A 24,395-nucleotide genomic window follows, 5' to 3' on the forward strand; every position below is an offset into this window, starting at 1 on the left:
CCGAGAACCCCCGTCAGGTTTCATCTCATTAGGTCGCCCGGAGGACGTCGAGCGCGTGTTGCAGATCGGCCGGATAGTCGCTTGTGAACTCGACACGCCGGCCGTCGGCCGGGTGAGCGAAGGCCAGCGAACGGGCGTGCAGCCACTGTCGTTCCAGGCCCAGGCGTTTGGCGAGGACCGGGTCGGCGCCGTAGGTCGGGTCACCGCAGCACGGATGGTGCAGCGCCGAAAAATGCACCCGAATCTGGTGCGTACGACCGGTTTCCAGATGCACGTCGAGCAACGACGCCGACGCGAACATTTCGAGGGTGTCGTAGTGGGTGATGCTCGGTTTGCCGTTCGCGGTCACGGCGAAGCGCCAGTCGTTGCCGCGATGGCGGCCGATCGGTGCGTCGATGGTGCCCGACGGCGGATCGAGATGGCCTTGTACGAGCGCGTGGTATCCCTTGTCGACGGTCCGCTGTTTGAATGCCCGCTTGAGGATGGTGTAGGCACGCTCGGAGACCGCGACCACCATGACACCGGACGTGCCGACGTCGAGTCTGTGCACGATGCCCTGCCGCTCGTGCGCGCCCGACGTCGAGATCCGGTAGCCGGCCGCCGCGAGAGCGCCGATGACCGTCGGGCCGCTCCACCCGAGCGACGGATGTGCCGCCACCCCCACCGGCTTGTCGACGACCACGATGTCGGAGTCGTGGTAGATGACCTCGAGATCCTCGACCGGTGTCGGTTCGATCTGCAGCGGCTCGTCCGGCTCCGGAAGCGTCACGTGCAGCATCGTGCCGGCGGCGAGGCGGTGTGATTTGCCGACCGCGATCCCGTCGACCGTCACGTCGCCGTCGTCGGCGAGACCCGCGACGACCGTTCTGGACAGTCCGAGCATCCGGGCGACCCCGGCGTCGAGCCGCATCCCGTCGAGACCGTCGGGAACCGGCACCAACCGTGACTCACGCATGGCTGCCGTCTCCTGTCTGGGCATCTTTCTCCGACGGTGAGACGTCGCCGCCGTTCTCGTCGCCGCCGTTCTCGTCGCCGCGACTGTGCCGCGCCGCCCAGCCGGTCCGCGTGCCGTCGTAGTCGTACCCGAGGGCCGAGAGCACCACCAGCAGGATCGCGCCGCACACGACCGCCGAGTCTGCGACGTTGAACACCGGCCACCAACCGACCTTGACGAAGTCGACAACGTGGCCTTGCAGTGGTTGTGGCGCGCGGAAGATCCGGTCGATGAGGTTGCCGATCGCGCCGCCGAGCACCATGCCGAGGCCCAGGACCCACCAGGCCGATCGCAACCGGCCGCTGTATCGCACGATCACGACGACCACCACGAGCGCGATGATCGAGAGAATCCAGGTGTAGCCGGACGCCATCGAGAAGGCCGCGCCGCTGTTGCGGACCAGCCAGAGTTCGACGTTGTCGCCGATGACCTGCACCGCAACACCCGGTTCGAGCAGTTCCACGGCGAGCGTCTTGGTCAGCAGATCCAGACCCACCACGGTGAGCGCGACCGCGAGCAAGGTCAGCATCACTCGCCTCGAACGGCCGCCGCGAGTGTCGGCGGAAGGATCTGGTGCAACGTCATCCACCACCTCATCATCCATGATGGGTCGCATACGCTGGCTGCCGTGTCCCGCCGCCACCGCCCCACACCGCGTGTCCTCACCACTCTCACGGCCCTGATGACGGTGGGCGTCCTGCTCGCGGGTTGCGGTTCCGACGGCGACGACGACACCTCGTCGGCCTCCGATGGTGGCTGCGCGACGGAGAACACCTCCGATCGAGACAAAGTGAACCTGATCCCGATCCCGCCGGTGAAGGTCACCGTGACCGGTTTCGGGAACGGCGAACGGCGGGTACCCGCGGCCACTCCCGATCGGGATTCGGCCCAGCAGGCGACGGTGGTCACCACCTCGTCGGTCGCCTCCGCGGGTTCGACGCAGGCCCAGACCGTCGACCTGCCGCTCACCGCACGATTCCACTGCACAGATCCCACCGACCTCGAGATGGACCTGGGGACGGTGACCTCTCCCGATCCGACTCTCAACGATCAACTGGCGCCGGCCGCGGGCGGCCACGCGGGAATGGCGATCGCCCCCGGCCTGGTGCCGATCTCGCTGCGTCTGATGCCGACCGACTCGTCGGGCCCCGAAGCCCGCCTCGCCATCGAGCAGGCGATGATCGGGGCGTTCACCCGGTCGGTTCCCTTGCCGACGGTGCCGATCGCCGTGGGCGCGACCTGGCGCGCCGAGCGGGTGATCAGCGCCGCCGCAACCGTCACCCAGACGATCGAGGCGAAACTGACCGCGTGGGAGGGCAACCGGCTCACGGTCACCTACACGGTCGACGAATCACCGATCAACTCGGTGTTCGCGATCCCCGGCGGCAATCAAACGCTGACGATCGCGCGCTACAGCTTCACCGGGAATGGCACGGAGACCGTCGACCTGACGCGCGGTCTCCCCGTCGACGGCGCGGCGACCTACCGCGGGGCACGGGAACTCGTCGGCGCCGACGCGTCGCAGCGACTGCTTCAGCAGACCGGGTTCACTCTCACCTGGCGTTCGCGTTGACTCGACGGTGCGAGCGGAGCGAGTTTTCTCCGCTCCCTGAGGTGTGAGGAGCGCAAGCCGCCGGGCTGAGGAGCCCCATGCGAGGTACGAGCAGGGAGCGTCTCGAAGTCGACGAGCCTCGAAGGGCCTGGTGAGACAGGGCAATTCCGAGACCAAGTAGCTACGGTCACCAGCCCTTCGAGGCTCGCAAGCTCGCACCTCAGGGAGCGGGGGCGAGCTCAGGGAGCGGATTGGACCGGCAGGCTGACGACCGACGTCACACCAAGCGTTCGCCGCTCTCCGGGTGGAACAGGTGCACCGCACGGTCGGACTGGTGCAGACGCACGCCATCACCGCGCTTGGCCGGCGCACGCTCGTGCGACCGCGCAACCAGGATCATGGGTTCCCCGTCGAGGTTGCGGATCGACTGATCCGCAACAGATGCATACACATAGGTCTCGCTGCCGAGTTCCTCGAGCAGTGCGACGTCGGCGGCGAGTCCGCGGCCTTCGTCGGACAGTTCCAGGTGCTCGGGGCGGATGCCCACGATCACCGAGGAAATCCCCGAATTCCGCAGCGCGGCTTTCGATTCTTCGTCGACGTGGATCACCGAACCGGAGATGGAGATCTGGCCATCGGTCACGGGTGCGGTGAACAGATTCATTCCGGGCGATCCGATGAATCCCGCGACGAAGGCGTTGACTGGTCGATCGTAGAGCTCGGTCGGAGTGGAGAATTGCTGCAGCACGCCATGTTTGAGAACAGCAACCCGGTCCCCCATGGTCATCGCCTCGACCTGATCGTGGGTGACGTAGACGGTGGTGGTACCCAGGCGACGCTGCAGCGCGGCGATCTGGGTGCGAGTCTGCACGCGCAGTTTGGCGTCGAGGTTCGACAACGGCTCATCCATGCAGAACACCTGCGGCTCGCGAACGATGGCCCGTCCCATGGCGACTCGCTGACGCTGACCGCCGGATAGTTTCGCCGGCTTCCGGTCGAGAAAGTCGGTGAGGTCGAGGAGCTTTGCCGCGTCGGCGACCTTCTTGGTGCGCTCTTCGGTCGACACGCCGCGCATCTTCAACGCGAAACCCATGTTCTCGCCGACCGTCTTGTTGGGATAGAGCGCGTAGTTCTGGAAGACCATCGCGATGTCGCGGTCCTTGGGTGCGACGCCGACCATGTTGTCGCCGCCGATGCGGATCTGACCGGAGTCGATGTCCTCGAGGCCCGCGAGCATCCGCAGGGCGGTGGACTTGCCCGACCCGGACGGCCCGACCAGGACGACGAACTCGCCGTCGTTGATGTCGAGATCGAGTGAGTCGACGGCCAGTTTGTCGGCGCCGGGATAGACGCAGCACGCTTTGTCGTAGGTGATGGATGCCATGGTGACTGCTCCTGTGAGTGTGGGGTGTGAAGGGGAAGGTCGGGCGTCGATTACTTGATGGCGCCGAAGGAAAGGCCGCGGACGAGTTTGTTCTGTGCGATCCAGCCGCAGATGACGACCGGGAGTGCAGCGAGGACCGAGGCCGCGGACAGTTGGGCCCAGTACAGGCCCTGCCCGGACATGAATCCGGTGAGGAACACCGGCATCGTCTGCGCGTTGACCGCGGTCATGTTGACGGCGAAGAAGAACTCGTTCCACGAGAAGATCACGCAGATGAGCGCTGTCGCAGCGATTCCCGGTGAGATGAGCGGCAGGATCACCTCGCGCACCGAGGTCCAGAGACTGGCACCGTCGATGCTCGCGGCCTCGAGCAGTTCGCCGGGCACCTCGAGGAAGAACGAGCGCATCATCCACACCGCGATCGGCAGATTCATTGCCGTGTACAGGATCACGAGGGTCCAGATGTTGTCGAGCATGTCCATCTTCCCGACGATCACATACAGCGGGATGATGGCGGCGACGATCGGCAGCATCTTGGTGGAGATGAAGAAGAACAGCGCGTCCTTGGTCTTGCGCACCGGCCGCAACGACAGCGCGAACGCCGCCGGCACGCCGAGCAGCAACACCAGGATCGTCGAGACGATGGTCGCGAACAGCGAATTCAGCAGCGGCGTGGCGATTCCCGCGTCGAAGACGTCGCGGAACTGTTGCAGGGTCGGAGCGAAGATGAAGGTCGGCGGATTGGTCGCCGCGTCGCTCTCCTGTTTGAAAGCGGTCAGCACCATCCACAGCACCGGGAAGAAGAACCCGATGGCGAGAATCCAGGTCACCGCGGTCAGTGCCATCTGGCGCGGGTTGCGCTGCTTCTCGATGTCCTGCGGCCGCACGTGCGCGGTCGTGGTGGGTGTGTCGGGACGGATGTCGGTGCTCATCAGGCCGGCTCCTCTGTTCCGGTGAATGACTTGAAGATCAGGCGCAGGGCGAGGGTGGCGACGACGATCGTGCCGATCACCGTGACCACACCCATCGCGGCCGCCTGCCCGATGTCGAATCCGAGGAAGGCGCGCTGGTAGATGTAGAAGGACAGGTTGGAACTCGACACCCCGGGTCCGCCGGAGGTCATCATGTAGACCGCGTCGAAGGTGTTGACCAAATAGATCGCGCCGAGGACGGTACCGAGTTCGATGAAGCGTCGCAGGTGCGGCAGCGTCAGCTCACGGAAGAGCCGGAAGCTGGTCGCCCCGTCCACCCGGGCGGCCTCCTGGATGTCGCGAGGCATCGACTGGAGACCGGCCAGGATCAGCAACATCATGAATGGCGTCCACTGCCACACCAATTCGGCCATCACGCTCATCAGCGGGAACTCCGAGAGCCAGTCGGTGTGGATGCCGAACGGACTCAATGCCCAGTTCACCAGACCATTGGTGGGTGAGAGCAGGCTGGTCTTCCAGAGCAGGGCCGATGCCACCGGGGTCACCAGGAAGGGTGTGATCAGCAGCGTGCGAACCACACCGCGGCCCAGGAACTTCCGGTCCAGCAGCAGCGCGAACATCAGTCCGAGCAACACCGAGACGATGACGGTTCCGACGATCAGCACGATCGTGTTCGCGGTGACCCGCCAGAACTGGCTGTCGGCGAAGACCGCGGCATAGTTGTCGAGGCCGACGAAGGCCCGCGAACCGGGCCGCACCAGATTCCATGATTGCGTGGAGTAGTAGAGCGTGAAGACGAACGGGATCTGGGTGACCACGATCATGAAGATCAGGGCCGGAAGGAGCGGACCGCGCCTGCGCCAGCCCTCGGCGCGGCTGATGTGGTCGCGCCGCGAGGTCAGCGGCGCCTGATCGGCGGGCGGGACCTGCTCGTCGCGGGTGGATACTGCGGTGGCCATGTCTAACGCTCCCTCTGGTAGGTCTTGCCCACGACCTCGGCATACTGCTGCGCCTGTTCGAGGGCGTCATGGACGCTGATCTGACCCGCGATGGCAGCCGAGATCTGTTGGCTGACACGTGTTCCGAGGTCCTGGAACTCCGGGATGGCCAGGAACTGGATGCCGGTGTACGGGACCGGGTCGAGCGTCGGCTTCTGTTGGTTGGCCGCCTGCATGGCCTGCAGGGTCGGCTCGGCGAACGGACCCGATATCTTCTGATACGCCGGGAGTTGGTAAGTCGAGAGCCTGCTGCCCGGCGGGATGTGGCTCGCACCGAGTTTGTCGGCGACGTGCTCGATGTAGTTCCGGTTGGTCATCCAGTTGATGAACTTCCAGGCGTCGTCCGGGTTTTCGCTGCTCGACGGGATGCCGAGCGACCAGGTGTAGAGCCAGCCGTTGTCGTTCTTGGCCATGCTGGGCGCCGGCAGGTAGCCGACATCGCCTGCGATGGTGGAGGTGTCGGGACTCTCGAGCACCGACACCGCCGACGTCGCGTCGTACCACATCGCAACCTGGCCCTGCGACATCAGGTTTCCGCATTCCTGGAAGCCCGACGACGACGCACCGGCCTCCCCGTACTTGCGAACCGTGTCCACATAGAACTGCACCGCGGCCTCCACCTGCGGACTCGTCAGCTGCGCGTTCCAGTTCTCGTCGTACCAGCGGCCGCCGAAGGCGTTGATGACCGTGTTGAGCGGTGCCAGCACCTCGCCCCAACCCGGCTTGCCGCGCAGGCAGATTCCCGCCGTGCGGTCGTTGGTGAGCCGCGCCGCCGCCTCGGCCACCTGCGGCCACGTCGGTTGGGCGGGCAGCGACACACCGGCCTCGCGGATCAGCTTCTTGTTGTACATCAGGAACGACGACTCGCCGTAGAACGGCGCCGAGTACATCGAACCCTGATATGACAGTGCGGTTTTGAGGGTCGGGATGAAGTCGTCGGCGGCATAGGTCGGGTCGGCGTTCATGTAGGGCGTCAGATTGACCAGCCATCCGTACTCGGCCCACATCGGGGTTTCGTAGTTGCTGATCATGACGACATCGAACTCACCTCCGCCGGTGGCGACGGACGCCGTGATCTTGGCGCGCGCCTCGTTCTCGGAAAGGGTGACGAAGCGGACCTTGAGGCCCGGATTCTGCTCCTCGAACTGGCTCGACAACGCGACCGCGTCCTGCATCTGAGAGTTGGAGACCATGGCGACCGTGACCTCACGCCCGCCGCCTCCGGTCAGCGAACCCGCGCCGGCACACCCGGTCGCCACCAGGGCGATGGCCGCACACAGCGCGACCAAGGCGGTCCGGCCGTTGTGGAGAATGCGGCGCGGCAATTGCGTCACCTGCCGTCGTGGAGATCTCATAGCTGACCTTCCTGTTGTGAGACAAGCCATTCCGCGGTCGGTTCGTCCGTGACCAGAATGGTCGCGTAACCGCCACGAAGCGCACCGAGAATGGACTCCTGCCGGTGAGCGCCGCCGGAGACGAGAATGGACGTGGGGCACGCCCGGATGGCGTCGAGCGACACCGACACGGTGCGTTCGACCAGAGTCGAATCCACCGGGTTGCCGTCCCTGCCATAGAACCGCCCACCGATCTCGCCGACTGCACCGAGTTCGACGAGTTCGTCCAGCACGATCGCGTCGATGTAGGCACCTTCGAATAGCGTGGTCGAGGTGGACACCGATCCCACGCCGAACAGCATCACCTGTGCACCCCGAGCCGCGGAAAGTGCTTGGGACAGAATCGAATCACGATGCAGTGCCGCCACGGTCTCCGGGTCGACGTACAGCGGTGCCACCAAGCGCAGCGGCTGAGCATGCAGCCGCTCGGAGAAGCGTGCGAGAGCATGGTCGACGCCGGTGTGGTAGTCGACCGAGGTCATCGAGCCATCCATCTGCACCACCCGCTGGCAGCTTGCCGCTCCCCCCATCGCGTCGGCGACCGCCACCTGCTCTGGGCCCCAGGTGAATCCGAAGGTGTCGGTGGGCTGGATACGTCGTGCGAGCACGGATGCGCCCGCGCGGCCCAATGCGGCGTTGCCCGACGCAGTACCGTCGGCGGGTTCGTCCATCACGAGCACCTCGTCCAGACCGAAGAGTCGTTCGACCTGGCGCTCGAGGTCGGTGTGGATCGAGGAGGACAGGTGGGCCGGAGCCGTCACCGAGACCTGCACCAAGCCCTGCGCGCGGGCCCGTTGGATCAGGCGCCCCGCCGTGGGCCGGGACACGCCCAGCCGCCCGGCGATCTCGGCCTGCGTCAATCCCTCGAGGTGGTACATCGTGGCCGCTCGGACGAGCAGGCGAAGGTCCTGTCCCGTGTCGGCGCCGCCGCGGGCCCCTGGCTTGTGTCCCGCCGGTCGAGACGGGGACTCCTCGGCCATCTGCTCTCGCGCTGCCACGTGCTGAGCTCCATCCACTTGAACTGGTTGAGCATTTGCTCACTAGCGGTTCATATGCTCAGTACGCTAGCATTCGCTGTATGAGCTACGCAACAGTCGATTCCGAATGTGACGCCGAGCAGCAAACGATGAAGGCGGCGGTCCTGTGGCCTGATCTCCGCCTGGAGGTCGAAGAGCGACCCGTGCCGACACCAGGCCATGGGGACGTGTTGGTGCAGGTCAGCGCCGTGGGTGTCTGCGGATCCGATACCCATTACCTACGCGAGGGCCGCATCGGCGACCACGTCGTCCGCAACCCGCTGGTCCTCGGGCACGAGGCCGCAGGCGTGATCGTCGACGTCGGAGAAGGCGTCGACGCAGCGCGCATCGGCGAGCGAGTGTCCATCGAGCCGCAGCGCCCGGACCCGATGAGCGCCGAATCGATGCGCGGCGACTACAACCTCTGCCCGCACATGCGGTTCTTCGGCACTCCCCCCGTCGACGGCGCCCTCGCCGGCTTCGTCACCATCGGGTCGGCCTTCGCCCACGCCGTTCCCGACGACGTGACCGACGAGGCCGCCGCACTCTTCGAGCCGTTGTCGGTGGGGATTGCCTCCGTGGCGAAAGCAGCAGTCGGGCTCGGTGGCTCCGTGTTCATCGCCGGGGCCGGCCCCATCGGCCTGGTGTGCGCGCAGGTGGCTCGCGCGGCGGGCGTCTCCCGTATCACCATCAGCGAGCCCGATCCCGACCGCCGTTCGCGTGCGTACGATTTCGGTGCCACCGAGGCGGTGTCCCCGACCGACTCGGTCACCGGATTCGATGCGTTCATCGACGCGAGCGGGGTTCCCGCCGCGGTGCGCGGCGGCCTGGCGGCCCTACGTCCAGGAGGGCGGGCCGTGCTCGTCGGCATGGGCGCCGACAGCATGGACCTCCCGGTGTCGCTCATCCAGAATCGCGAGATCGTCCTGACCGGCGTCTTCCGCTACGCCAACACCTGGCCGATTGCCCGAGCGCTGGTGACCTCGAAGGCCGTCGACCTCGACGCGATGGTCACCGGGCACTACGGACTCGCCGACGCCGCAGCGGCCCTCGAATCAGACCGCGTGCCCGGGATGATCAAAGCCATTGTCCACCCGCAACTCTCGCATCACCCCGACACCCCGCCAGCCGCTCGAAAGGCCGTTTCGTGAACACCCCGCTGTCCAACGCCACCCTCCCGTCGATCACCGACATCCCCACCCCCGGCTACGACCGCAGTCAGGTTCGGCCGACCATCGTGCACTTCGGCGTCGGTGGGTTTCACCGCGCCCACCAGGCCATGTACCTCGATCGTCTCCTGGGATCCGACCCCGCCTGGGGGATTTGCGGCGTCGGCGTACGTCCGGCCGACGAACGGATGCGCGATGCGCTGCTGCCGCAGGACGGCTTGTACACACTGACGCTCAAACATCCGGACGGGGCGGTCGAGACCTCGGTGATCGGGTCGATCGTCGACTACCTGTACGCCCCCGACGATCCGGAGGCCGTGATCGAGCGATTGGCCGATCCCGGCACCCGCATCGTGTCGCTCACCGTCACCGAGGGCGGCTACAACTTCTCCGCATCGACCGGCGAGTTCGACGCCGACAACCCGGAGATCGTCGCTGATCTCAGCGAAAACAAGCCTCCGACATCGGTTTTCGGCCTGGTGACCGAGGCACTCTCCCGCCGACGGGACCGTGGCATCGAGTCGTTCACGGTGATGAGCTGCGACAACATTGCCGGCAACGGCCACATGGCCCGGGCCACCTTCCTCGCCTACGCCCGATTGCGCGACGCCGAACTGGCGGCATGGATCGACGATCACACAAGGTTTCCGAACTCCATGGTCGACCGGATCACCCCCGCCACGCCGGCGGACCTGGCCGACGAGGTGACGGCGCGGACCGGCATCGTCGACAACTGGCCGGTGGTGGCCGAACCGTTCACACAGTGGGTCCTCGAGGACGACTTCTCCTGCGGGCGACCGGCTCTGGAGCAGGTAGGTGTGCAGGTGGTCGAGGACGTCACGCCGTACGAGCTGATGAAGCTCCGGCTGCTCAACGCGGGGCATCAGGCACTCTGCTACTTCGCCCATCTGCTGGGCTACCGCTACGTGCACGACGCCGCGGTCGACGACGACCTGCGAACCCTGTTGCGCCGCTATATGACCGAGGAGGGCAAGCCGACCCTGCAGCCACTGGCCGGTGTCGATGCGGACGACTACATCGACACACTGCTGGAACGCTTCGCCAATCCGGCCATCGCCGACACCATCGCCAGGCTGTGTCAGGATTCGTCGAATCGGATTCCCAAGTGGCTGGTCCCGGTAATTCGGGACCGGCTCGCCGACGGCGGCTCCGTCGATCTCGCTGCAGCCGTAGTCGCCAGCTGGACCCGGTACGCCGAGGGTCTCGACGAGAGTGGTAACCCCATCGCGGTCGACGACCCACTGGCCGATCGGCTGGTGCCCCTGGCGCGGCAGTCGATCACCGAGCCGCTGGCCTTTGTTCGCGAGCAGTCGCTGTTCGGCGACCTGGCGGACCACGACGCGTTCACCACGCCTTACGTGCGGACGCTGGAGTCGTTGCGTACCAAGGGTGCTCGCGCCACCCTGACCGAGTTGCTGTCATGACGCTCGTCGCCGGAATCGATTCGTCGACCCAGTCCTGCAAGGTGATGATCTGCGACGCCGACACCGGCGCGGTGATCCGCACCGGCAGCGCACCACATCCCGACGGCACCGAGATCCATCCCGACCATTGGTGGGACGCCTTGTGTTCGGCCATCACGAAGGCCGGTGGTCTCCACGATGTCTCTGCACTCTCGGTCGCCGGCCAGCAGCACGGCATGGTGTGCGTCGACGACGCAGGCCGCGTGGTCCGAGACGCATTGCTGTGGAACGACACCCGATCTGCGACCGCCGCCGACGATCTCGTCTCCGAATTTGGCGGGCCATCGGCATGGGCGAAGGCGGTCGGCGTCGTCCCCGTCGCCTCGATCACCGCAACCAAGCTTCGCTGGCTCGCCGACCACGAACCCGAGCACGCCGACGCGACCGCCGCCGTGTGCCTGCCGCACGACTGGCTGACCTGGCGTCTGTCCGGCAGCGGCGACATCGCGACGTTGACCACCGATCGCAGCGACGCCTCCGGAACCGGCTATTACAGCGCCGCGACCGGACAGTACCGAACAGATCTGCTGCGCATGGCCTTTCGCGATCGTGAACCTCTGGTTCCCCGCGTCGTCGATGCCGGGGAGGCGGCCGGTAAAACACCCACGGGTCTCGTCGTCGGAGCAGGCGCCGGCGACAACGCGGCTGCCGCGCTGGGTCTGCATGCCGGGCCCGGCGACGTGATCATCTCGCTGGGCACCTCCGGGGTGGTCAGCGCCGTCACCGACGTCGCGCCCGCTGATCCGTCCGGCATCGTTGCGGGTTTCGCCGACGCGACCAGACGACATCTACCTCTGGTCTGCACTCTCAACGGGGCGCCGGTGCTGGCCGCCACCGCCCGCGCACTCGGCGTCGACCTCGACACCTTTGCACAACTGGCCCTGTCGGCGCCTCCGGGCTCCGATGGGCTGACCCTGCTGCCCTACCTGGCCGGCGAACGCAGCCCCAACCTCCCCGACGCCACCGGCACACTCTCCGGGATCACCGCCGCCAACTTCAGCCCGGCCCACGTCGCACGCGCGGCGGTCGAGGGCTTGCTCTGCTCGCTGGTGTATTGCCGGGAGCAGATCGAGGCGCAGGGTGTGTCCGTCGAGCGATGCACCATGGTCGGTGGCGGCGCGAAATCAACTGCGGTGCGCGCGATCGCACCTGCCCTCTTCGGCGGTGAGATCACTCTTCCCGCCGACGGCGAGTACGTGGCGCTCGGCGCGGCTCGTCAGGCCACGTGGGCGTTGACCGGTGACCTCCCGGAGTGGAAGGTCGAGACCACGACACTGACAGCCACACCGACACCCGAGGTGTACGAGCGCTACCGGGCCGCCATGGGGTGACACCTACGCCCAGAAACCTCGCTCCTCCAGCTGCGCCACCGCTCGATGCCCACCGCGAAGGAAGTGCCCCTCGGTCAAGGTGCGCACCATACCGGGCGAGCGGGACGCGAGCGCATCGACGATCTCGCGATGATCACGCAACGACGACGCGACCGACTCCGGATGAGAGTCGAAGAAGCCCAACGGAATCGCGCCACTGAGCAGCTTGAGTTCGGCGACCAGGCGACGCGATCGTGCGCCCAGGTTGATGAGCCGATGGAACTGAAAGTTGAGTCGCTCCATGGCGAGGAGATCATCGGTCGATTCCATCCGATCGGCCAAGGCCGTGAGTTCAGCCAGTTCCTCATCGGTGAGGTTGACCGATGCCCGCTCGGCAGCCAGTCCGGAGATGACGCCCAGCATCCAGTAGTGGTCCCGAATGTCCGCGCGCGTGAGGTCGGCAACGAATGCCCCTCGACGCGGGATGGTCTCGATGATGCCCTCGCCAGCGAGAGCGATCAGCGCCTCCCGCACCGGCAGCTTGCTCATGCCCAGTCGCTCGGCCAGGGCGTCCTGGTCGACCTTGGCCCCCGGCTTCATCTGTCCGGAGAAGATCTGCCGACGGATCTCCTGCGCTGCGGTCTGCTTGAGCACCGCGGAACTCGCATCGCCGACAAGACGGCCCGCATTGCTCATGAGACTGTCTCCGATCCTGAAACCATTGCGCTAATTTATCATCTTCTGGCCCTATTGCGTCCATATGGTGGACTTTTGCTGGCACTTCTAGCCAGAGGGCTCATTTTTTGATAATTTCGAGCCATGCCCGCTTCAGCACTCCCCCACACCCCCGTCGTCAGCGCGGACGACTTCGACCAGATTCGCACCGTCGTCCACGACTTCATCCGGACCAAGGTCGTCCCGCGTGAGACCGAGATCATGGAAACCAACGCCATCCCCGACGACCTGCGTGCTCAGGCTGCCGAAATGGGCCTCTTCGGCTACGCGATCCCCCAGGAATGGGGCGGTCTGGGCCTCGACCTCACGCAGGACGTCGAGCTGGCCATGGAGTTCGGCTACACGACGCTCTCTTTGCGGTCGATGTTCGGCACCAACAACGGCATCGCCGGGCAGGTGCTGGTGAACTTCGGCACCGACGAACAGCGCACCGAATGGCTGGAACGCATCGCCTCCGGCGACGTCGTGGCGTCGTTTGCGCTCACCGAACCCGGCGCAGGCTCCAATCCGGCAGGCCTGCGGACCAAGGCGACCCGCGACGGGGACGACTGGGTGATCGACGGCCAGAAGCGGTTCATCACCAATGCCCCCATCGCCGACCTCTTCGTCGTGTTCGCGCGCACCCGCCCGGCCGACGAATCAGGCACGGGTATCGCCGTCTTCCTGGTCCCGGCCGACACTCCCGGGGTCGAGGTCGGCGTCAAGGACAAGAAGATGGGCCAGGAGGGCGCCTGGACCGCGGACGTCTCGTTCGACGGTGTCCGTGTCCCCGCCTCGGCCCTTGTGGGCGGTGACGAGGACACCGGCTACAAGGCCGCGATGACCTCCCTGGCTCGGGGCCGTGTGCACATCGCCGCGCTCGCCGTGGGTGCCGCGCAACGCGCGCTCGACGAATCGGTCGAGTATGCCGCGAGCGCGACTCAGGGCGGAAAGCCCATCGGCTCTTTCCAATTGGTTCAGGCGATGCTGGCCGACCAGCAGACCGGAGTCATGGCCGGGCGCGCGTTGGTGCGCGACGCGGCCGCCAAGTACGTGTCCGGCGAAGATCGACGCACCGCACCGTCGGCGGCCAAACTCTTCTGCACCGAGATGGCCGGCAAGGTCGCCGATCTGGCCGTCCAGGTGCATGGCGGCACGGGCTACATGCGTGAGGTCCCCGTCGAACGGATCTATCGCGACGTCCGGCTGCTCCGCCTCTACGAGGGCACCAGCGAAATCCAGCGACTCATCATCGGCGGCAACCTCATTCGCGCTGCATCCAAGTAGAGCCGCATCCAACCAGACAGGAATCACCATGCCCGGACCTCTCCTGAAAGACCAGACCGCCGTGATCACCGGCGCCGCACAGGGAATCGGCTTCGCGATCGCCCAGCTCTTCGTCGATGAAGGCGCGCGCGTGATCATCGGCGACATCAACGCCGAGGCCGCCGAGAAGGCCGCCGTCGAACTCGGTGGAGCCGGCGTCGGGGTCGGAGTGCGCTGCGACGTCACCGTCGGCGACGACGTCGACGCGCTACTGGCCGCGGCGGCAGAACATTTCGGACCCGTCGACGTGATGGTCAACAACGCCGGCATCACCCGCGACGCAACGATGCGCACCATGACCGAGGAGCAGTTCGACCAGGTCATCAATGTGCACCTCAAGGGCACCTGGAACGGCACCCGCAAGGCCGCGGCCATCATGCGCGAGCGCAAGAGTGGCGCCATCGTCAATCTGTCGTCGCTGTCCGGGAAGGTCGGGATGGTCGGTCAGACCAACTACTCGGCGGCCAAGGCCGGAATCGTCGGCATGACCAAGGCGGCCGCAAAAGAGCTGGCGCACCATGGTGTTCGGGTCAATGCGATCCAGCCCGGCCTCATCCGCTCGGCGATGACCGAGGCCATGCCGCAGAAGGCGTGGGATCAGAAGATGGCCGAGATCCCGATGGCCCGGGCCGGCGAGGTCACCGAGGTCGCATCCGTCGCACTGTTCCTGGCCACCCACCTGTCCTCCTACATGACCGGCACCGTCATGGAGGTCACCGGCGGCCGGTTCATGTGAACGCACAACGATCGAGCACCAGAGGAACACCATCATGACCCCCACTTCCCTGCGCCGGGCCGCGATCGTCGCACCGGCACGCACTGCCGTCGGCACCTTCGGCGGCGCACTGCGCAACGTGCCCGTCGAGGATCTCGGCGCCGCTGTCGTCAGGGCCGTCGTCGACCGCTCCGGCATCGACCCCGACCGCATCGACGACGTCGTCTTCGCCCAGTCCTACGCCAACTCCGAGGTTCCGTGCGTCGGACGATGGATCGCATTGCACGCCGATCTCCCGATCTCGGTCGGCGGCATGCAACTCGACCGCCGCTGCGGCGGCGGACTCCAGTCGCTGGCCACCGCGGCGATGATGGTGCAGACGGGTGCCGCCGACGCCGTCCTGGCCGGCGGCGTCGAGTCGATGAGCCGAATCGAGTACTACTCCACCACAAACCGGTGGGGTGCGCGCTCGGGCAACGTCACCATGTACGACCGGCTCGACCGCGGACGGGAACGCTCCCAACCGGTCTGGCGGTTCGGCGAGATCTCCGGAATGATCGAGACCGCCGAGAACCTCGCTCGCGATTACGGCATCACCCGTGATGCGGCCGATGCCTACGCCGCGCGCAGCCACCAGCGCGCCGCCGCAGCCTGGGACGCCGGGCGGTTCGACGACGAGATCGTCGAGATCAGCGTTCCGCAACGAAAGAAGGACCCCGTCGTCTTCGCCCGCGACGAAGGCGTCCGGCCGGACTCCACTGCGGAATCACTGGCCAAGCTGCGAACTCTGATGCCCGACGGCACCGTCACCGCCGGCAACGCCAGCCAGCAGAACGACGCAGCGGCAGCGTGCCTCATCGTCGCCGAGGACACCCTGGACGAACTGGGCCTGGAACCGATCGGGTATCTCAACGGCTGGGCGGCGGCCGGATGCGACCCCTCCCGGATGGGGATCGGCCCGGTCCCGGCCACCGAGAAGCTGGCCGCGCGATCCGGATTCGATTCCGCTGCGGCACTTCTCGACTCGCTGGATCTGGTCGAACTGAACGAGGCATTCGCCGTGCAGGTGCTGAGCGTCCTCGAGGGATGGAAGTGGGACGATCAGGATCGCTTGAACGTCAACGGCTCCGGCATCTCCCTCGGACACCCGATCGGCGCGACCGGCGTCCGGATGACCACCACCCTTCTGCACGAACTGCACCGTCGCGGTGGTGGACGCGGACTGGTCACCATGTGTATAGGTGGCGGCCAAGGACTCGCTGCCGTCGTCGAAGCAGTCTGAACGGAAGGGCCTGGACATGGGTTCACCGAGACCGCTCGACGGGATACGCGTCGTCGAGATCTCGAGTTTCGTGGCCTCGCCGCTGTGTGGCCTCACGCTCGCGCAGCTCGGTGCCGAGGTGATTCGCGTCGATCCGATCGGCGGCGCGGCCGACATCAATCGGTGGCCGCTCACCGACGACGGTGAGACATCGATCTACTGGACCGGCCTCAACAAAGGCAAGAAGTCGGTCACCGCCGACCTGCGCTCCGCCGAGGGGCAGGCGTTGGTGCAGCGGTTGGTGACCGAATCCGGTCCTGGCGGTGGCATTCTCGTCACCAACTCCGGCGGACGCGAGTGGATGAGCCACCACACCCTGGCGGCCCGGCGCGCCGATGTCATCACACTCGAACTGCTCGGCGGTTCCGACGGCTCACCGGCTGTCGACTACACCGTCAACGCGGGACTCGGCTTTCCGATGATCACCGGTCCCCTCGATCACAACGGACCGGTCAATCACGTCCTGCCCGCCTGGGATGTGGTGTGCGGACTGTATGCGGCACTGGCCATCACGGCGGCGATCCGACGACGCGAGCAGACGGGCGCAGGCAGCCGTATACGACTGCCGCTCGAGGACACCGCGCTGTCGATCGCGAGTGCGTTGGGTTATCTCACCGAACCGCAGGTCAATTCGTCGTCGCGGCCGGCCACCGGAAATGACGTATACGGCACCTACGGCACCGATGTGGTCACCGCCGACGGCGATCGATTCATGCTCGTCGCACTGACCCCAAGACACTTTCGGGATCTGGTGCGCATCACCGAGACAAAATCGGTGATCGACGCGCTCGCGGGTTCGCTCGGCGCCGACTTCACCCGCGAATCCGACCGGTACACCCATCGCCACGTACTCAACGCGTTGTTCCGCAAGTGGTTTGCCGATCGCTCCACCGACATCGTCACCGCTGCGCTCGACGAATCATCGGTGCTGTCGGAACGCTACCGCTCCTTCGACGAGGTCGTGTCGTCCGGCGTTCTTGCCGACAACCCGATGTTCGCCGGGCTCGACCAACCGGGGATCGGAACGTACCTCGCCGCCGGCCTGCCCGCGGCCTTCGACGGCGAGCACTTCTTCACCGGCCCCGCCGCCGACCTGGGAGCCCACACTCCGCAAACATGACAGCGCACACATGACATCGCAGACATGACACCGGCCCGGCGTTCACCAGAACGCCGGGCCGAGTATCTGCGGTCAGTTCGAGGGCCGAGCCGCGCTGCTGCGTGACGAGGTGCTCTTACCGGGGCACATCGCGCTCTTGACCTGATATGCCGACAGCAGGGTGCACACCGTCGCGTTCGAGAGCTTCCAGCGGCCGTCCTCGTAGACGATGGTCGCCTCGATCGGGGTGGGCGGGTTGCCCTCGGTGGTCACCTCGACCGACACGCGCGCCTTGTTCGGCCCCTGACGGATCGGCGGGTTGGTCACCTTGTAGGTGATGCCCGGATTCTCGTTCTTGGCCTCGACGAGCTTGTCGAAGATGTCCGGGTCCTTCTCGGCGCCCTCGACGAGCAGCACCTTCTGCGAGTTGGGGACGTTGGGGTCGAGGGCCTCGTTGATCATGGCCTCGATGGTCGCGGCCGATGGCGGCTTGCTGCCGTCCGTGCGCTGATCAGCGGCACCGGTGCTGTTGGTCGACGAGGACGTCGCCACCGTCGGGGGCGCATCACTGTCGTCGGTGCCGCAGGCGGCAACGCCCAGAAGCGCACCCGCGATCATGGTCGCGCTTACGAGTTTCGAAAACTTCAACGATCTCCCTCACTGTCTTGTCTGCGGGTGGGGTTCCGTCCACCTTCGGCGAGAGCCCACACCACTATGCCAAAAGTTGGCCGGGTGCCCAACAAACGCGGCCGGGCGACGCTCACCGCCACCCTTGACGGCCGGTGGATGATGATCTCCATGTGCAATAAGAATCCGACCTTGCCCGACGAGCCTGCGGCTCTCGGAGTCGGGACGATTGTGCTGATCAGCACAGGTGGAACGATTGCATCCCAGGCAACCGCCGACGGCGCAGTTCCCACCCTCGCCGCCGGCGACATGCTGGTGGCCACCGACCTGCCGACGATGCCGGTGCGCACCGTCGACCTCATGTCGGTGGATTCCTCGGCGATGGGCATGGCCGACCAGTACGCGATCGTCGGGGCCATCGCCGATGCCCTCGACGACCCCGCCGTGCGCGGGGTCGTGGTGACCCACGGCACAGACACCATGGAAGAGACCGCGTTCCTCGCGGATCTGTACGCCACCGACGAGCGGCCGGTGGTGTTCACCGGCGCACAACGCCCCGCCGACCACCCCGACGCGGGCGGACCGGCCAATGTAGCCGCAGCGCTCACGGTCGCTGCGGACCCCGTAAACCGAGGTCGCGGTGTGCTGATCGCCCTGGGCGGCCATGTGGTCGCCGCGCGCGGAGCCTTCAAGGTGTCGACCACCGACCCCGTCGCCTTCGACACCGTCCGCGCCGACCTGCCGCGCCCCACGTTGGCGGGACCTGTCCCGTCGGGTCGGTTCGCGCGGGTCGACGCGTTCACGCTCTATCCCGGGGTCTCCCCAGGTTTGATCGCGGCCGCGGTGGCGCAGAACGCCGCCGGCATCGTGCTCGGCGGGACCGGATCGGCGAACTCGCATCCCGACATCACCGCCGAGGTCGCGCTGGCCGTGCAGCGTGGCGTCACCGTGGTGGTGACCTCACGAGTCCCGTACGGCGAGGTTCACGCGACCTATGGCGGTGGCGGCGGTGCGGTGGATCTCGAACGCTCCGGCGCGATCGTGTCGCCGTGGCTGCGCGCACCTCAGGCACGAATGGCGCTTGTCGCGTTGCTGACCGCACAGGTTTCCCCGGCCGGGATCGCCGAGTTCTTCCGCAACTGATGCGGTCACCGAATCAACCCCGATGCCTGCGAAGGCAACCCGTTGCCTGAGCCTGGATCCGTGGAAGCGGAGCTAACCTTCGCTGCCTGAGGTGCTCGAGGCGCTAGCCGAGAGCACCTCAGGGAGCGGATGGGGGCATCGGCCAGCGCCCCGAGCACCCCGGGGAGCGGAAGTGGGGAGCGGAGGAAAGGCGGCCCGGTCACCGAACCATGGACGACCTGGCCCAATCAGGTTGCCGCCGAGCGCTATTCAGACTCCGCCACATCCGGCCAGTCGAGACTGGCCAGCGGGTCCCCGAGCGCGAGCGATTCGTCATCGAGCGTGAAGGTACGGGTACGGCCCGGACCGGTGGTGCGTGTCTCGAAGCGCACCGTGACCACGCCGTGGCCACTGCCCTGCACCCAACCGTGCCCGTAGTCGACGTGGAACACGTCTCTGCCTGGAACGAGATGAGCTGCGCGTGAGGTGTTCTCGGCCGACGGCTCAGCCGGCGGGTCCGCACCTTCCGGGGCAGCACCGTTCGGGGCAGCGTCCGACAGTGTGTCCTCGGCGTGGATCTGATCACCGTCGGCCGGGTCGACGAACAGTGCGTACTGCTGAACGTCGCTGAGTCCGGAATAGCCGACGCCGACGAGCCGGATCGGACCCACCGAGCGCGGATCGAGCGCCAAACGCTGTGCGGCACGGCCGAGTTCGTCGAGGTCGGTGGTGGCGGCGGAAAGAGTGGTCGAACGCGTCAGCACGGACATGTCCGACCGCTTGAGTTTCACCACGATCGTGCGCGCACCGCGTCCGTCTGAGAGCAATCGTCGGTGGGCATCGGTCGCGGCACGATCGATCGCATGCCGGAGATCGGCGAGTTCGACGATGTCGGTGGCGAAGGTGGATTCGGCGCTGATCTGCTTGGCCGAGGACCGTTCCGCGACCGGGCGGTCGTCGATGCCCTGTGCGAGCCGATGCAGCGCCGGACCCACCGTCGCACCCAGCACCGAGGACACCTCGATCGGCGACATCGCGGCAAGGTCGCCGATGGTGGCAATGCCCAACCTCGACAACTTGTCGCCGGAGACCGGTCCGATCCCCCAGAGCTTGCGTACCGGCAGCTCGTGGAGAAAGTCCATCTCCTTCGACGGCGGAATGACCATCACCCCATCGGGTTTGGCCAGCGTCGAGGCGATCTTCGCGATCTGTTTGCCGCTGCCCAGCCCGACCGACGCCGCCAGCCCGACCTCGGCCCGGATTCTCGCCCGGATGTGTTGGGCGAAGGCGGTTGCCGTCTGTGCGGTCGCGCCGATGAGCTCTTCCGGTTCGGCGAATGCCTCGTCGAAGGACAGCATCTCGATCACCGGAACCGCCTGGCGCACCAGAGCGAAGATGCGCGCACTGACCACCCGATACACGGCCCCACGCGGCGGAACCACCACCGCAGTCGGACCGACCAGGCGTCGGGCCTGATGCATCGGCATCGCGGACGACGCCCCGTAGGCGCGGGCCTCGTAGCTGGCACCGGCGACCACACCGCGCCCACCGGTTCCGCCGACCAGGACCGGACGTCCGCGCAGTGTCGGCCGGGTGAGTTGTTCCACCGAGGCGAAGAACGCATCCATGTCCAGGTGCATCACCCAGCGCGCGCTCCGCTCGTCGGGGGCGGTCGGCGATTCGTCGGGTGGCACCCCAGCATCGTATGACGGGCCTCTCAGCCCGCAATCGCGAAGACCGGCAGCTGGTGGGCATGGGCAGCGAGCTCCTCGTCGGTGGCGTCGACGGTGAGACCTTCCGGGAGGAACCGCTTGACCTCCCAGCCCCACTTCTTCAGGTACGCACGCAACACCGGCACCCGCTGGGCGGCCTCGATCTCGTGCAGGGCCACCGTGCGGCGCTTGCGGCCGCGACGCAGCTCCGCGGTTGCCGCCGCGCGCGCATTGCGGACCCACTGCGCCTCACCGCGAACCGCGACGAGGTACTCCCCTCCGTCGAACGTCAGCGGATTCACCGGCACACGCTGCGGTTGCCCGCTGACGCGTCCGACGACGGTAAGGGTTTCCGCGCCGGCCAGATTCACGCCACGGTCGGCGAGCCAGCGCACCGCGCGGCTGAAGGTGCGGTCGGAGCCGGCGGGCGGGATGTAGTGCGTGTCGTTCATGTCTGCCCCCTTGTGAGGTCGAAGTACTATGTCGAGAAATTGGAGAGCACCGCTCTCTTTTCCAAGTGTGCACCACGTGTCACGGCAAATCAAGAGCAGTGCTCTCGCTTTTCTGGCAGGATCTCCTCATGGGCACCACGACGAGAAGCAAACGGGCCGAGAACCGCGCAGCGATGGAGGCGGAGATCCGTCGACTCGGTCGCGAGCAGCTGACCACGTACGGCGCGGCAGGGTTGTCGCTGCGGGCCATCGCGCGCGATCTCGGCGTCGTCTCGTCCGCGGTCTACCGCTACGTGCCGTCCCGCGACGACCTGCTCACGCTGCTGGTCGTCGAGGCCTACACCGACCTGGCCGACACGGTCGACGCCGCGGCAGCGGCCGACGGGACCAATCGCGAGCGAATCCTGGCAATGGCTCTCGCGGTTCGGCGATGGGCAGTGGCCGATCCTGCCCGATGGGCGCTGTTGTACGGCAGCCCGGTTCCCGGATACGCGGCTCCGGCCGAACAGACGGTCGGGCCGGGCACACGTGTCGTCGGCGCGGTTCTCCGCCAACTCTCCGATGCGTACGACGCAAGTGCCCTACGGACTGACATCTATTGCCCCACAACGGTATCCACTGCGGAAATGGACGCCATCGGGACAGAATTCGACCTTCGCCTGCCACCCGGCCAGATGCTTGCCGCCACCACCATCTGGGCAACGCTGATCGGAGCGGTCAGCCTGGAGGTCTTCGGACAGTACGGTGCCGACACCTTCACCGACCCCGAATCACTGTTCGCAGCACAGATCGACCTCGCCCTGTCTCACCTGTTCGCCTGACCCACCTCAGTTCGCCGTGCACCCGAGCCGAATCGGAGAACAGAGTGCTGCAGCACTCGCGTTCTCCAACCCAACTCGATTCCTGGGCACGTGGATGGTGTTGCCGCAGTTCAGGAGGCCGAAGGCAGTACTCTTCGAGTCAGCGAGCGATCTCCCGACGGTGCGCCAACCCCGCCAGCTTGTCCGGATTGCGCATCGCGTAGATCTCTTCGATCCGGCCGTCGACGACGTGGAACCAGAACACTCCGGCCAACTCACCGTCGAGGTGGACGACCAGCCCGGGCAGACCATTCACTGCCACGAGATCGGTGTCAAGGTCATGCTGCGCGCCTACGCGTGACATCCCTACCAGCAGTCGTGCGACGGCGTCGGCCCCATGGATCGGGCGACGAGCGGCGGTGGCCTTGCCGTCGCTGTCGGCGGTCCAGACCACGTCGGGTGCCAACACCTCCATCAACGGCCCCACCTCGCCGGTGGACGCCGCCATCAGGAAGGCCGCGGTCACATCGCCGACGACGGCAGCATCGGCGGGCTGATACCGGGGACGACGCGCCTCGACATGCTTGCGCGCCCGATGTGCCATCTGCCGCACCGCATCCGACGATCTGTCGAGCATCGACGCGATCTCGTCGTGGGAGAACCCGAAGACCTCACGAAGGACGAACACGGCACGCTCGTCCGCCGACAGCGACTCGAGCACCACGAGCATCGCGGTCGAGACCGATTCTGCGAGAACCACATCACGAGACGGATCGTGCTCGTCGAGCAGGATCGGCTCGGGCAGCCACGGCCCCACGTAGTCCTCCCGGCGGCGCGACCGGCTGCGTACCGCGTTGAGCGCCTGCCGAGTGACCACCTTTGCCAGATAGGCCTTTGTGTCCTGGATGCCGGACAGATCCGCGTCGGCCCAGCGCAGATAGCTCTCCTGCAGGACGTCGTCGGATTCCGTTGCGGTTCCGAGGATCTCGTAGGCAATCGTGAACAGAAGGGGACGCAGCTCGACGAAGAGACGAGCGTGCTCCTCGTCGGATGTCATGCCCTCACCTCGGAGGTGAGCGGCTCCCCGACCACGCGTTCCTGCCCACCGACCGACGGCATGAATCCCGGTCGGCGTGCCTCCATCCGAAGACCCCAGGCGACACTGCGGCACACCATCTCCTTGACAGCCGCACCGGTCCGCCCGGAGATCACGGTCCGACGTGGGGTGTCGTCACGGCGGGTGAGTTGTACGACCGCACCGTGGCGGCCGAGTGACATGCACTGCCCGACGAACGCGACCGACACCGGTGCCGGCTGCTTGCCGCGCAGCCGCGCGAGCACCGTGTCGGCGGCGTGCGGTCCGAGCTGGTTGGCCGCCTGGCAACTCATCCGAAATGGCTGCCCCGACGGTGCCACCGCGTCGCCGGCACCGACGATCCGCGGATCGTCGACGCTGGTCAGCGTCTCATCGGTGATCAGTCGGCCGAGCGCGTCGGTGGTGAGACCGCTGGCTGCCGCGATGCCGGGGACCCCGAACCCGGCAGCGAGGATCGTCGTTGTGCTCGGCAGGATCTGCGCTACGCCGTCGTCACCCACGATGGTGATCGTATCGGCAGCCACCGACGCGACGCGGTGTTCTTCGATCAGCTCGACACCGAGCTTGCGCAGCTTCGCCCGGGCGCGGCGTCGCGCGCGCGGCCCGAAGGACGTCGCCACCTCGCCGCGGCAGACCAGCCTGACCTGACGACCAGCCTCGCCCAACTCGGCGGACATCTCGATCCCGGTCAGTCCGCCACCCACGACGGTCGTCGGCGCATCCGGCAACGTTCCCTCGAGCCGACTCCGAAGTGCCTGTGCCGCTTCCCATTCACCGATGAGATAGCCGTGTTCGGCAGCTCCGGGAATGGTCGACGGCGCGACGCCCGTGGAGCCCACTGCATAGACAAGGTGGTCGTACGGCAACGCATCGCCCGACTCCAACTCCACCCGCCCGGCTGCGACGTCGATACGCGTCACCGCGTCGACGACGAGCCGCACCCGCTCACCGAGTACCGTGCCGTAGTCCACTGCGGCGTCGCCGGTACCGGTGGCCCACTGGTGCAACCGGATGCGATGCACGAACTGTGGGCGCGGGTTGATCAGGATGACCTGGGCACCGTCGTGGCCGGCGATCCGATTGGCGGCCATCGTGCCTGCGTAACCACCACCGACGACGACAACGGTGGATGACTGCGGTGTGCTCATGGTTGCTCCTCTTCTCGGCTGAGCGTGACA

The 24,395-nt window shown here is 66.6% G+C and carries 23 protein-coding genes; 10 read left to right on the plus strand and 13 right to left on the minus strand.

Going from position 1 to position 24,395, the window contains the following annotated elements; all coding sequences use genetic code 11:
- Positions 1 to 28 precede the first annotated feature (28 nt).
- Entirely contained in the window at positions 29 to 955 is a 927-nt protein-coding gene (locus tag MKW15_RS02775) for an RluA family pseudouridine synthase (RefSeq protein ID WP_240855960.1), read from the minus strand.
- A complete protein-coding gene (lspA, locus tag MKW15_RS02780) occupies positions 948 to 1,523 on the minus strand; it encodes a signal peptidase II (protein WP_462476163.1) in 576 nt (191 codons plus the stop codon). The genes MKW15_RS02775 and lspA overlap by 8 nt, the downstream gene beginning before the upstream one ends.
- A gap of 99 nt (positions 1,524 to 1,622) precedes the next feature.
- On the opposite strand from lspA, the gene MKW15_RS02785 reads away from it, so the two are divergent.
- On the plus strand, positions 1,623 to 2,567 hold the full coding sequence (locus MKW15_RS02785) for a hypothetical protein (protein WP_240855964.1): 945 nt from the start codon (positions 1,623 to 1,625) through the stop codon (positions 2,565 to 2,567).
- A gap of 256 nt (positions 2,568 to 2,823) precedes the next feature.
- On the opposite strand, the gene MKW15_RS02790 is transcribed toward MKW15_RS02785, so the two are convergent.
- The 5 genes from MKW15_RS02790 to MKW15_RS02810 are packed head-to-tail and all read right to left on the minus strand — an operon-like array spanning position 2,824 to position 8,252.
- Positions 2,824 to 3,930, minus strand: a complete 1,107-nt coding sequence (locus MKW15_RS02790; RefSeq protein ID WP_240855966.1) for an ABC transporter ATP-binding protein — start codon at positions 3,928 to 3,930, stop codon at positions 2,824 to 2,826.
- A gap of 50 nt (positions 3,931 to 3,980) precedes the next feature.
- Positions 3,981 to 4,862 (minus strand): carbohydrate ABC transporter permease, encoded by an 882-nt coding sequence (locus MKW15_RS02795; RefSeq protein ID WP_240855967.1) that lies wholly within the window; start codon positions 4,860 to 4,862, stop codon positions 3,981 to 3,983.
- The gene (locus MKW15_RS02800; RefSeq protein WP_240855968.1) at positions 4,862 to 5,821 is read right to left on the minus strand and encodes a carbohydrate ABC transporter permease; all 960 of its coding nucleotides are present in this window, start codon (positions 5,819 to 5,821) and stop codon (positions 4,862 to 4,864) included. The genes MKW15_RS02795 and MKW15_RS02800 overlap by 1 nt, the downstream gene beginning before the upstream one ends.
- Positions 5,822 to 5,823: 2 nt before the next feature.
- Positions 5,824 to 7,215: an ABC transporter substrate-binding protein gene (locus MKW15_RS02805; protein WP_240855969.1), complete on the minus strand. Its 1,392-nt coding sequence runs from the start codon at positions 7,213 to 7,215 to the stop codon at positions 5,824 to 5,826.
- A complete protein-coding gene (locus MKW15_RS02810) occupies positions 7,212 to 8,252 on the minus strand; it encodes a sugar-binding transcriptional regulator (protein ID WP_240855970.1) in 1,041 nt (346 codons plus the stop codon). The genes MKW15_RS02805 and MKW15_RS02810 overlap by 4 nt, the downstream gene beginning before the upstream one ends.
- Positions 8,253 to 8,332: 80 nt before the next feature.
- Between MKW15_RS02810 and MKW15_RS02815 the strand changes: the two genes are divergently transcribed.
- Genes MKW15_RS02815 through xylB form a run of 3 tightly spaced genes read left to right on the plus strand, consistent with a single transcriptional unit; the run spans position 8,333 to position 12,254 of the window.
- Positions 8,333 to 9,421, plus strand: coding sequence for an NAD(P)-dependent alcohol dehydrogenase (locus tag MKW15_RS02815; protein ID WP_240855972.1), 1,089 nt, complete (start codon positions 8,333 to 8,335; stop codon positions 9,419 to 9,421).
- Positions 9,418 to 10,884 (plus strand): mannitol dehydrogenase family protein, encoded by a 1,467-nt coding sequence (locus MKW15_RS02820; protein ID WP_240855974.1) that lies wholly within the window; start codon positions 9,418 to 9,420, stop codon positions 10,882 to 10,884. Before MKW15_RS02815 ends, MKW15_RS02820 begins: the two co-directional genes overlap by 4 nt.
- A complete protein-coding gene (xylB, locus tag MKW15_RS02825; RefSeq protein WP_240855976.1) occupies positions 10,881 to 12,254 on the plus strand; it encodes a xylulokinase in 1,374 nt (457 codons plus the stop codon). The genes MKW15_RS02820 and xylB overlap by 4 nt, the downstream gene beginning before the upstream one ends.
- 3 nt (positions 12,255 to 12,257) lie before the next feature.
- Here the strand turns inward: xylB and MKW15_RS02830 are convergent, their stop codons facing one another.
- Positions 12,258 to 12,929 (minus strand): GntR family transcriptional regulator, encoded by a 672-nt coding sequence (locus MKW15_RS02830; RefSeq protein ID WP_240855978.1) that lies wholly within the window; start codon positions 12,927 to 12,929, stop codon positions 12,258 to 12,260.
- Between the two features lie 123 nt (positions 12,930 to 13,052).
- Between MKW15_RS02830 and MKW15_RS02835 the strand changes: the two genes are divergently transcribed.
- From MKW15_RS02835 to MKW15_RS02850, 4 genes are read left to right on the plus strand one after another with little or no spacing between them, the layout of a single operon-like run.
- The gene (locus tag MKW15_RS02835) at positions 13,053 to 14,234 is read left to right on the plus strand and encodes an acyl-CoA dehydrogenase family protein (protein WP_240855981.1); all 1,182 of its coding nucleotides are present in this window, start codon (positions 13,053 to 13,055) and stop codon (positions 14,232 to 14,234) included.
- A gap of 28 nt (positions 14,235 to 14,262) precedes the next feature.
- Positions 14,263 to 15,009, plus strand: a complete 747-nt coding sequence (fabG, locus tag MKW15_RS02840) for a 3-oxoacyl-ACP reductase FabG (protein WP_240855982.1) — start codon at positions 14,263 to 14,265, stop codon at positions 15,007 to 15,009.
- Positions 15,010 to 15,043: 34 nt separating this feature from the next.
- Positions 15,044 to 16,270 (plus strand): acetyl-CoA C-acetyltransferase, encoded by a 1,227-nt coding sequence (locus MKW15_RS02845; protein WP_240855984.1) that lies wholly within the window; start codon positions 15,044 to 15,046, stop codon positions 16,268 to 16,270.
- 16 nt (positions 16,271 to 16,286) lie between these two features.
- Positions 16,287 to 17,429: a CoA transferase gene (locus tag MKW15_RS02850; protein ID WP_240855985.1), complete on the plus strand. Its 1,143-nt coding sequence runs from the start codon at positions 16,287 to 16,289 to the stop codon at positions 17,427 to 17,429.
- 72 nt (positions 17,430 to 17,501) lie between these two features.
- Here MKW15_RS02850 and MKW15_RS02855 read toward each other — a convergent pair whose 3' ends face one another.
- The gene (locus tag MKW15_RS02855) at positions 17,502 to 18,056 is read right to left on the minus strand and encodes a WKL family lipoprotein (RefSeq protein WP_308221003.1); all 555 of its coding nucleotides are present in this window, start codon (positions 18,054 to 18,056) and stop codon (positions 17,502 to 17,504) included.
- 150 nt (positions 18,057 to 18,206) lie between these two features.
- Between MKW15_RS02855 and MKW15_RS02860 the strand changes: the two genes are divergently transcribed.
- Complete coding sequence (locus tag MKW15_RS02860) at positions 18,207 to 19,178, plus strand: asparaginase (RefSeq protein WP_240856049.1); 972 nt, start codon at positions 18,207 to 18,209, stop codon at positions 19,176 to 19,178.
- A 245-nt stretch (positions 19,179 to 19,423) separates the two neighbouring features.
- Here MKW15_RS02860 and MKW15_RS02865 read toward each other — a convergent pair whose 3' ends face one another.
- Positions 19,424 to 20,797 (minus strand): DNA polymerase IV, encoded by a 1,374-nt coding sequence (locus MKW15_RS02865; RefSeq protein ID WP_240856055.1) that lies wholly within the window; start codon positions 20,795 to 20,797, stop codon positions 19,424 to 19,426.
- Positions 20,798 to 20,874: 77 nt separating this feature from the next.
- Entirely contained in the window at positions 20,875 to 21,321 is a 447-nt protein-coding gene (locus MKW15_RS02870) for a nitroreductase/quinone reductase family protein (protein WP_240855987.1), read from the minus strand.
- A 128-nt stretch (positions 21,322 to 21,449) separates the two neighbouring features.
- Here MKW15_RS02870 and MKW15_RS02875 point away from each other — a divergent pair, with 128 nt between their 5' ends.
- Positions 21,450 to 22,142: a TetR/AcrR family transcriptional regulator gene (locus MKW15_RS02875; RefSeq protein ID WP_240855989.1), complete on the plus strand. Its 693-nt coding sequence runs from the start codon at positions 21,450 to 21,452 to the stop codon at positions 22,140 to 22,142.
- A gap of 139 nt (positions 22,143 to 22,281) precedes the next feature.
- On the opposite strand, the gene sigJ is transcribed toward MKW15_RS02875, so the two are convergent.
- Together sigJ and MKW15_RS02885 are read right to left on the minus strand one after the other, a co-directional pair.
- A complete protein-coding gene (sigJ, locus tag MKW15_RS02880) occupies positions 22,282 to 23,178 on the minus strand; it encodes an RNA polymerase sigma factor SigJ (protein ID WP_240855991.1) in 897 nt (298 codons plus the stop codon).
- Entirely contained in the window at positions 23,175 to 24,365 is a 1,191-nt protein-coding gene (locus MKW15_RS02885; protein ID WP_240855992.1) for an NAD(P)/FAD-dependent oxidoreductase, read from the minus strand. Before MKW15_RS02885 ends, sigJ begins: the two co-directional genes overlap by 4 nt.
- Positions 24,366 to 24,395: the final 30 nt, after the last annotated feature.

The sequence above is a fragment of the Gordonia gummivorans genome (genome assembly GCF_022513585.1).
Lineage (GTDB): Bacteria > Actinomycetota > Actinomycetes > Mycobacteriales > Mycobacteriaceae > Gordonia.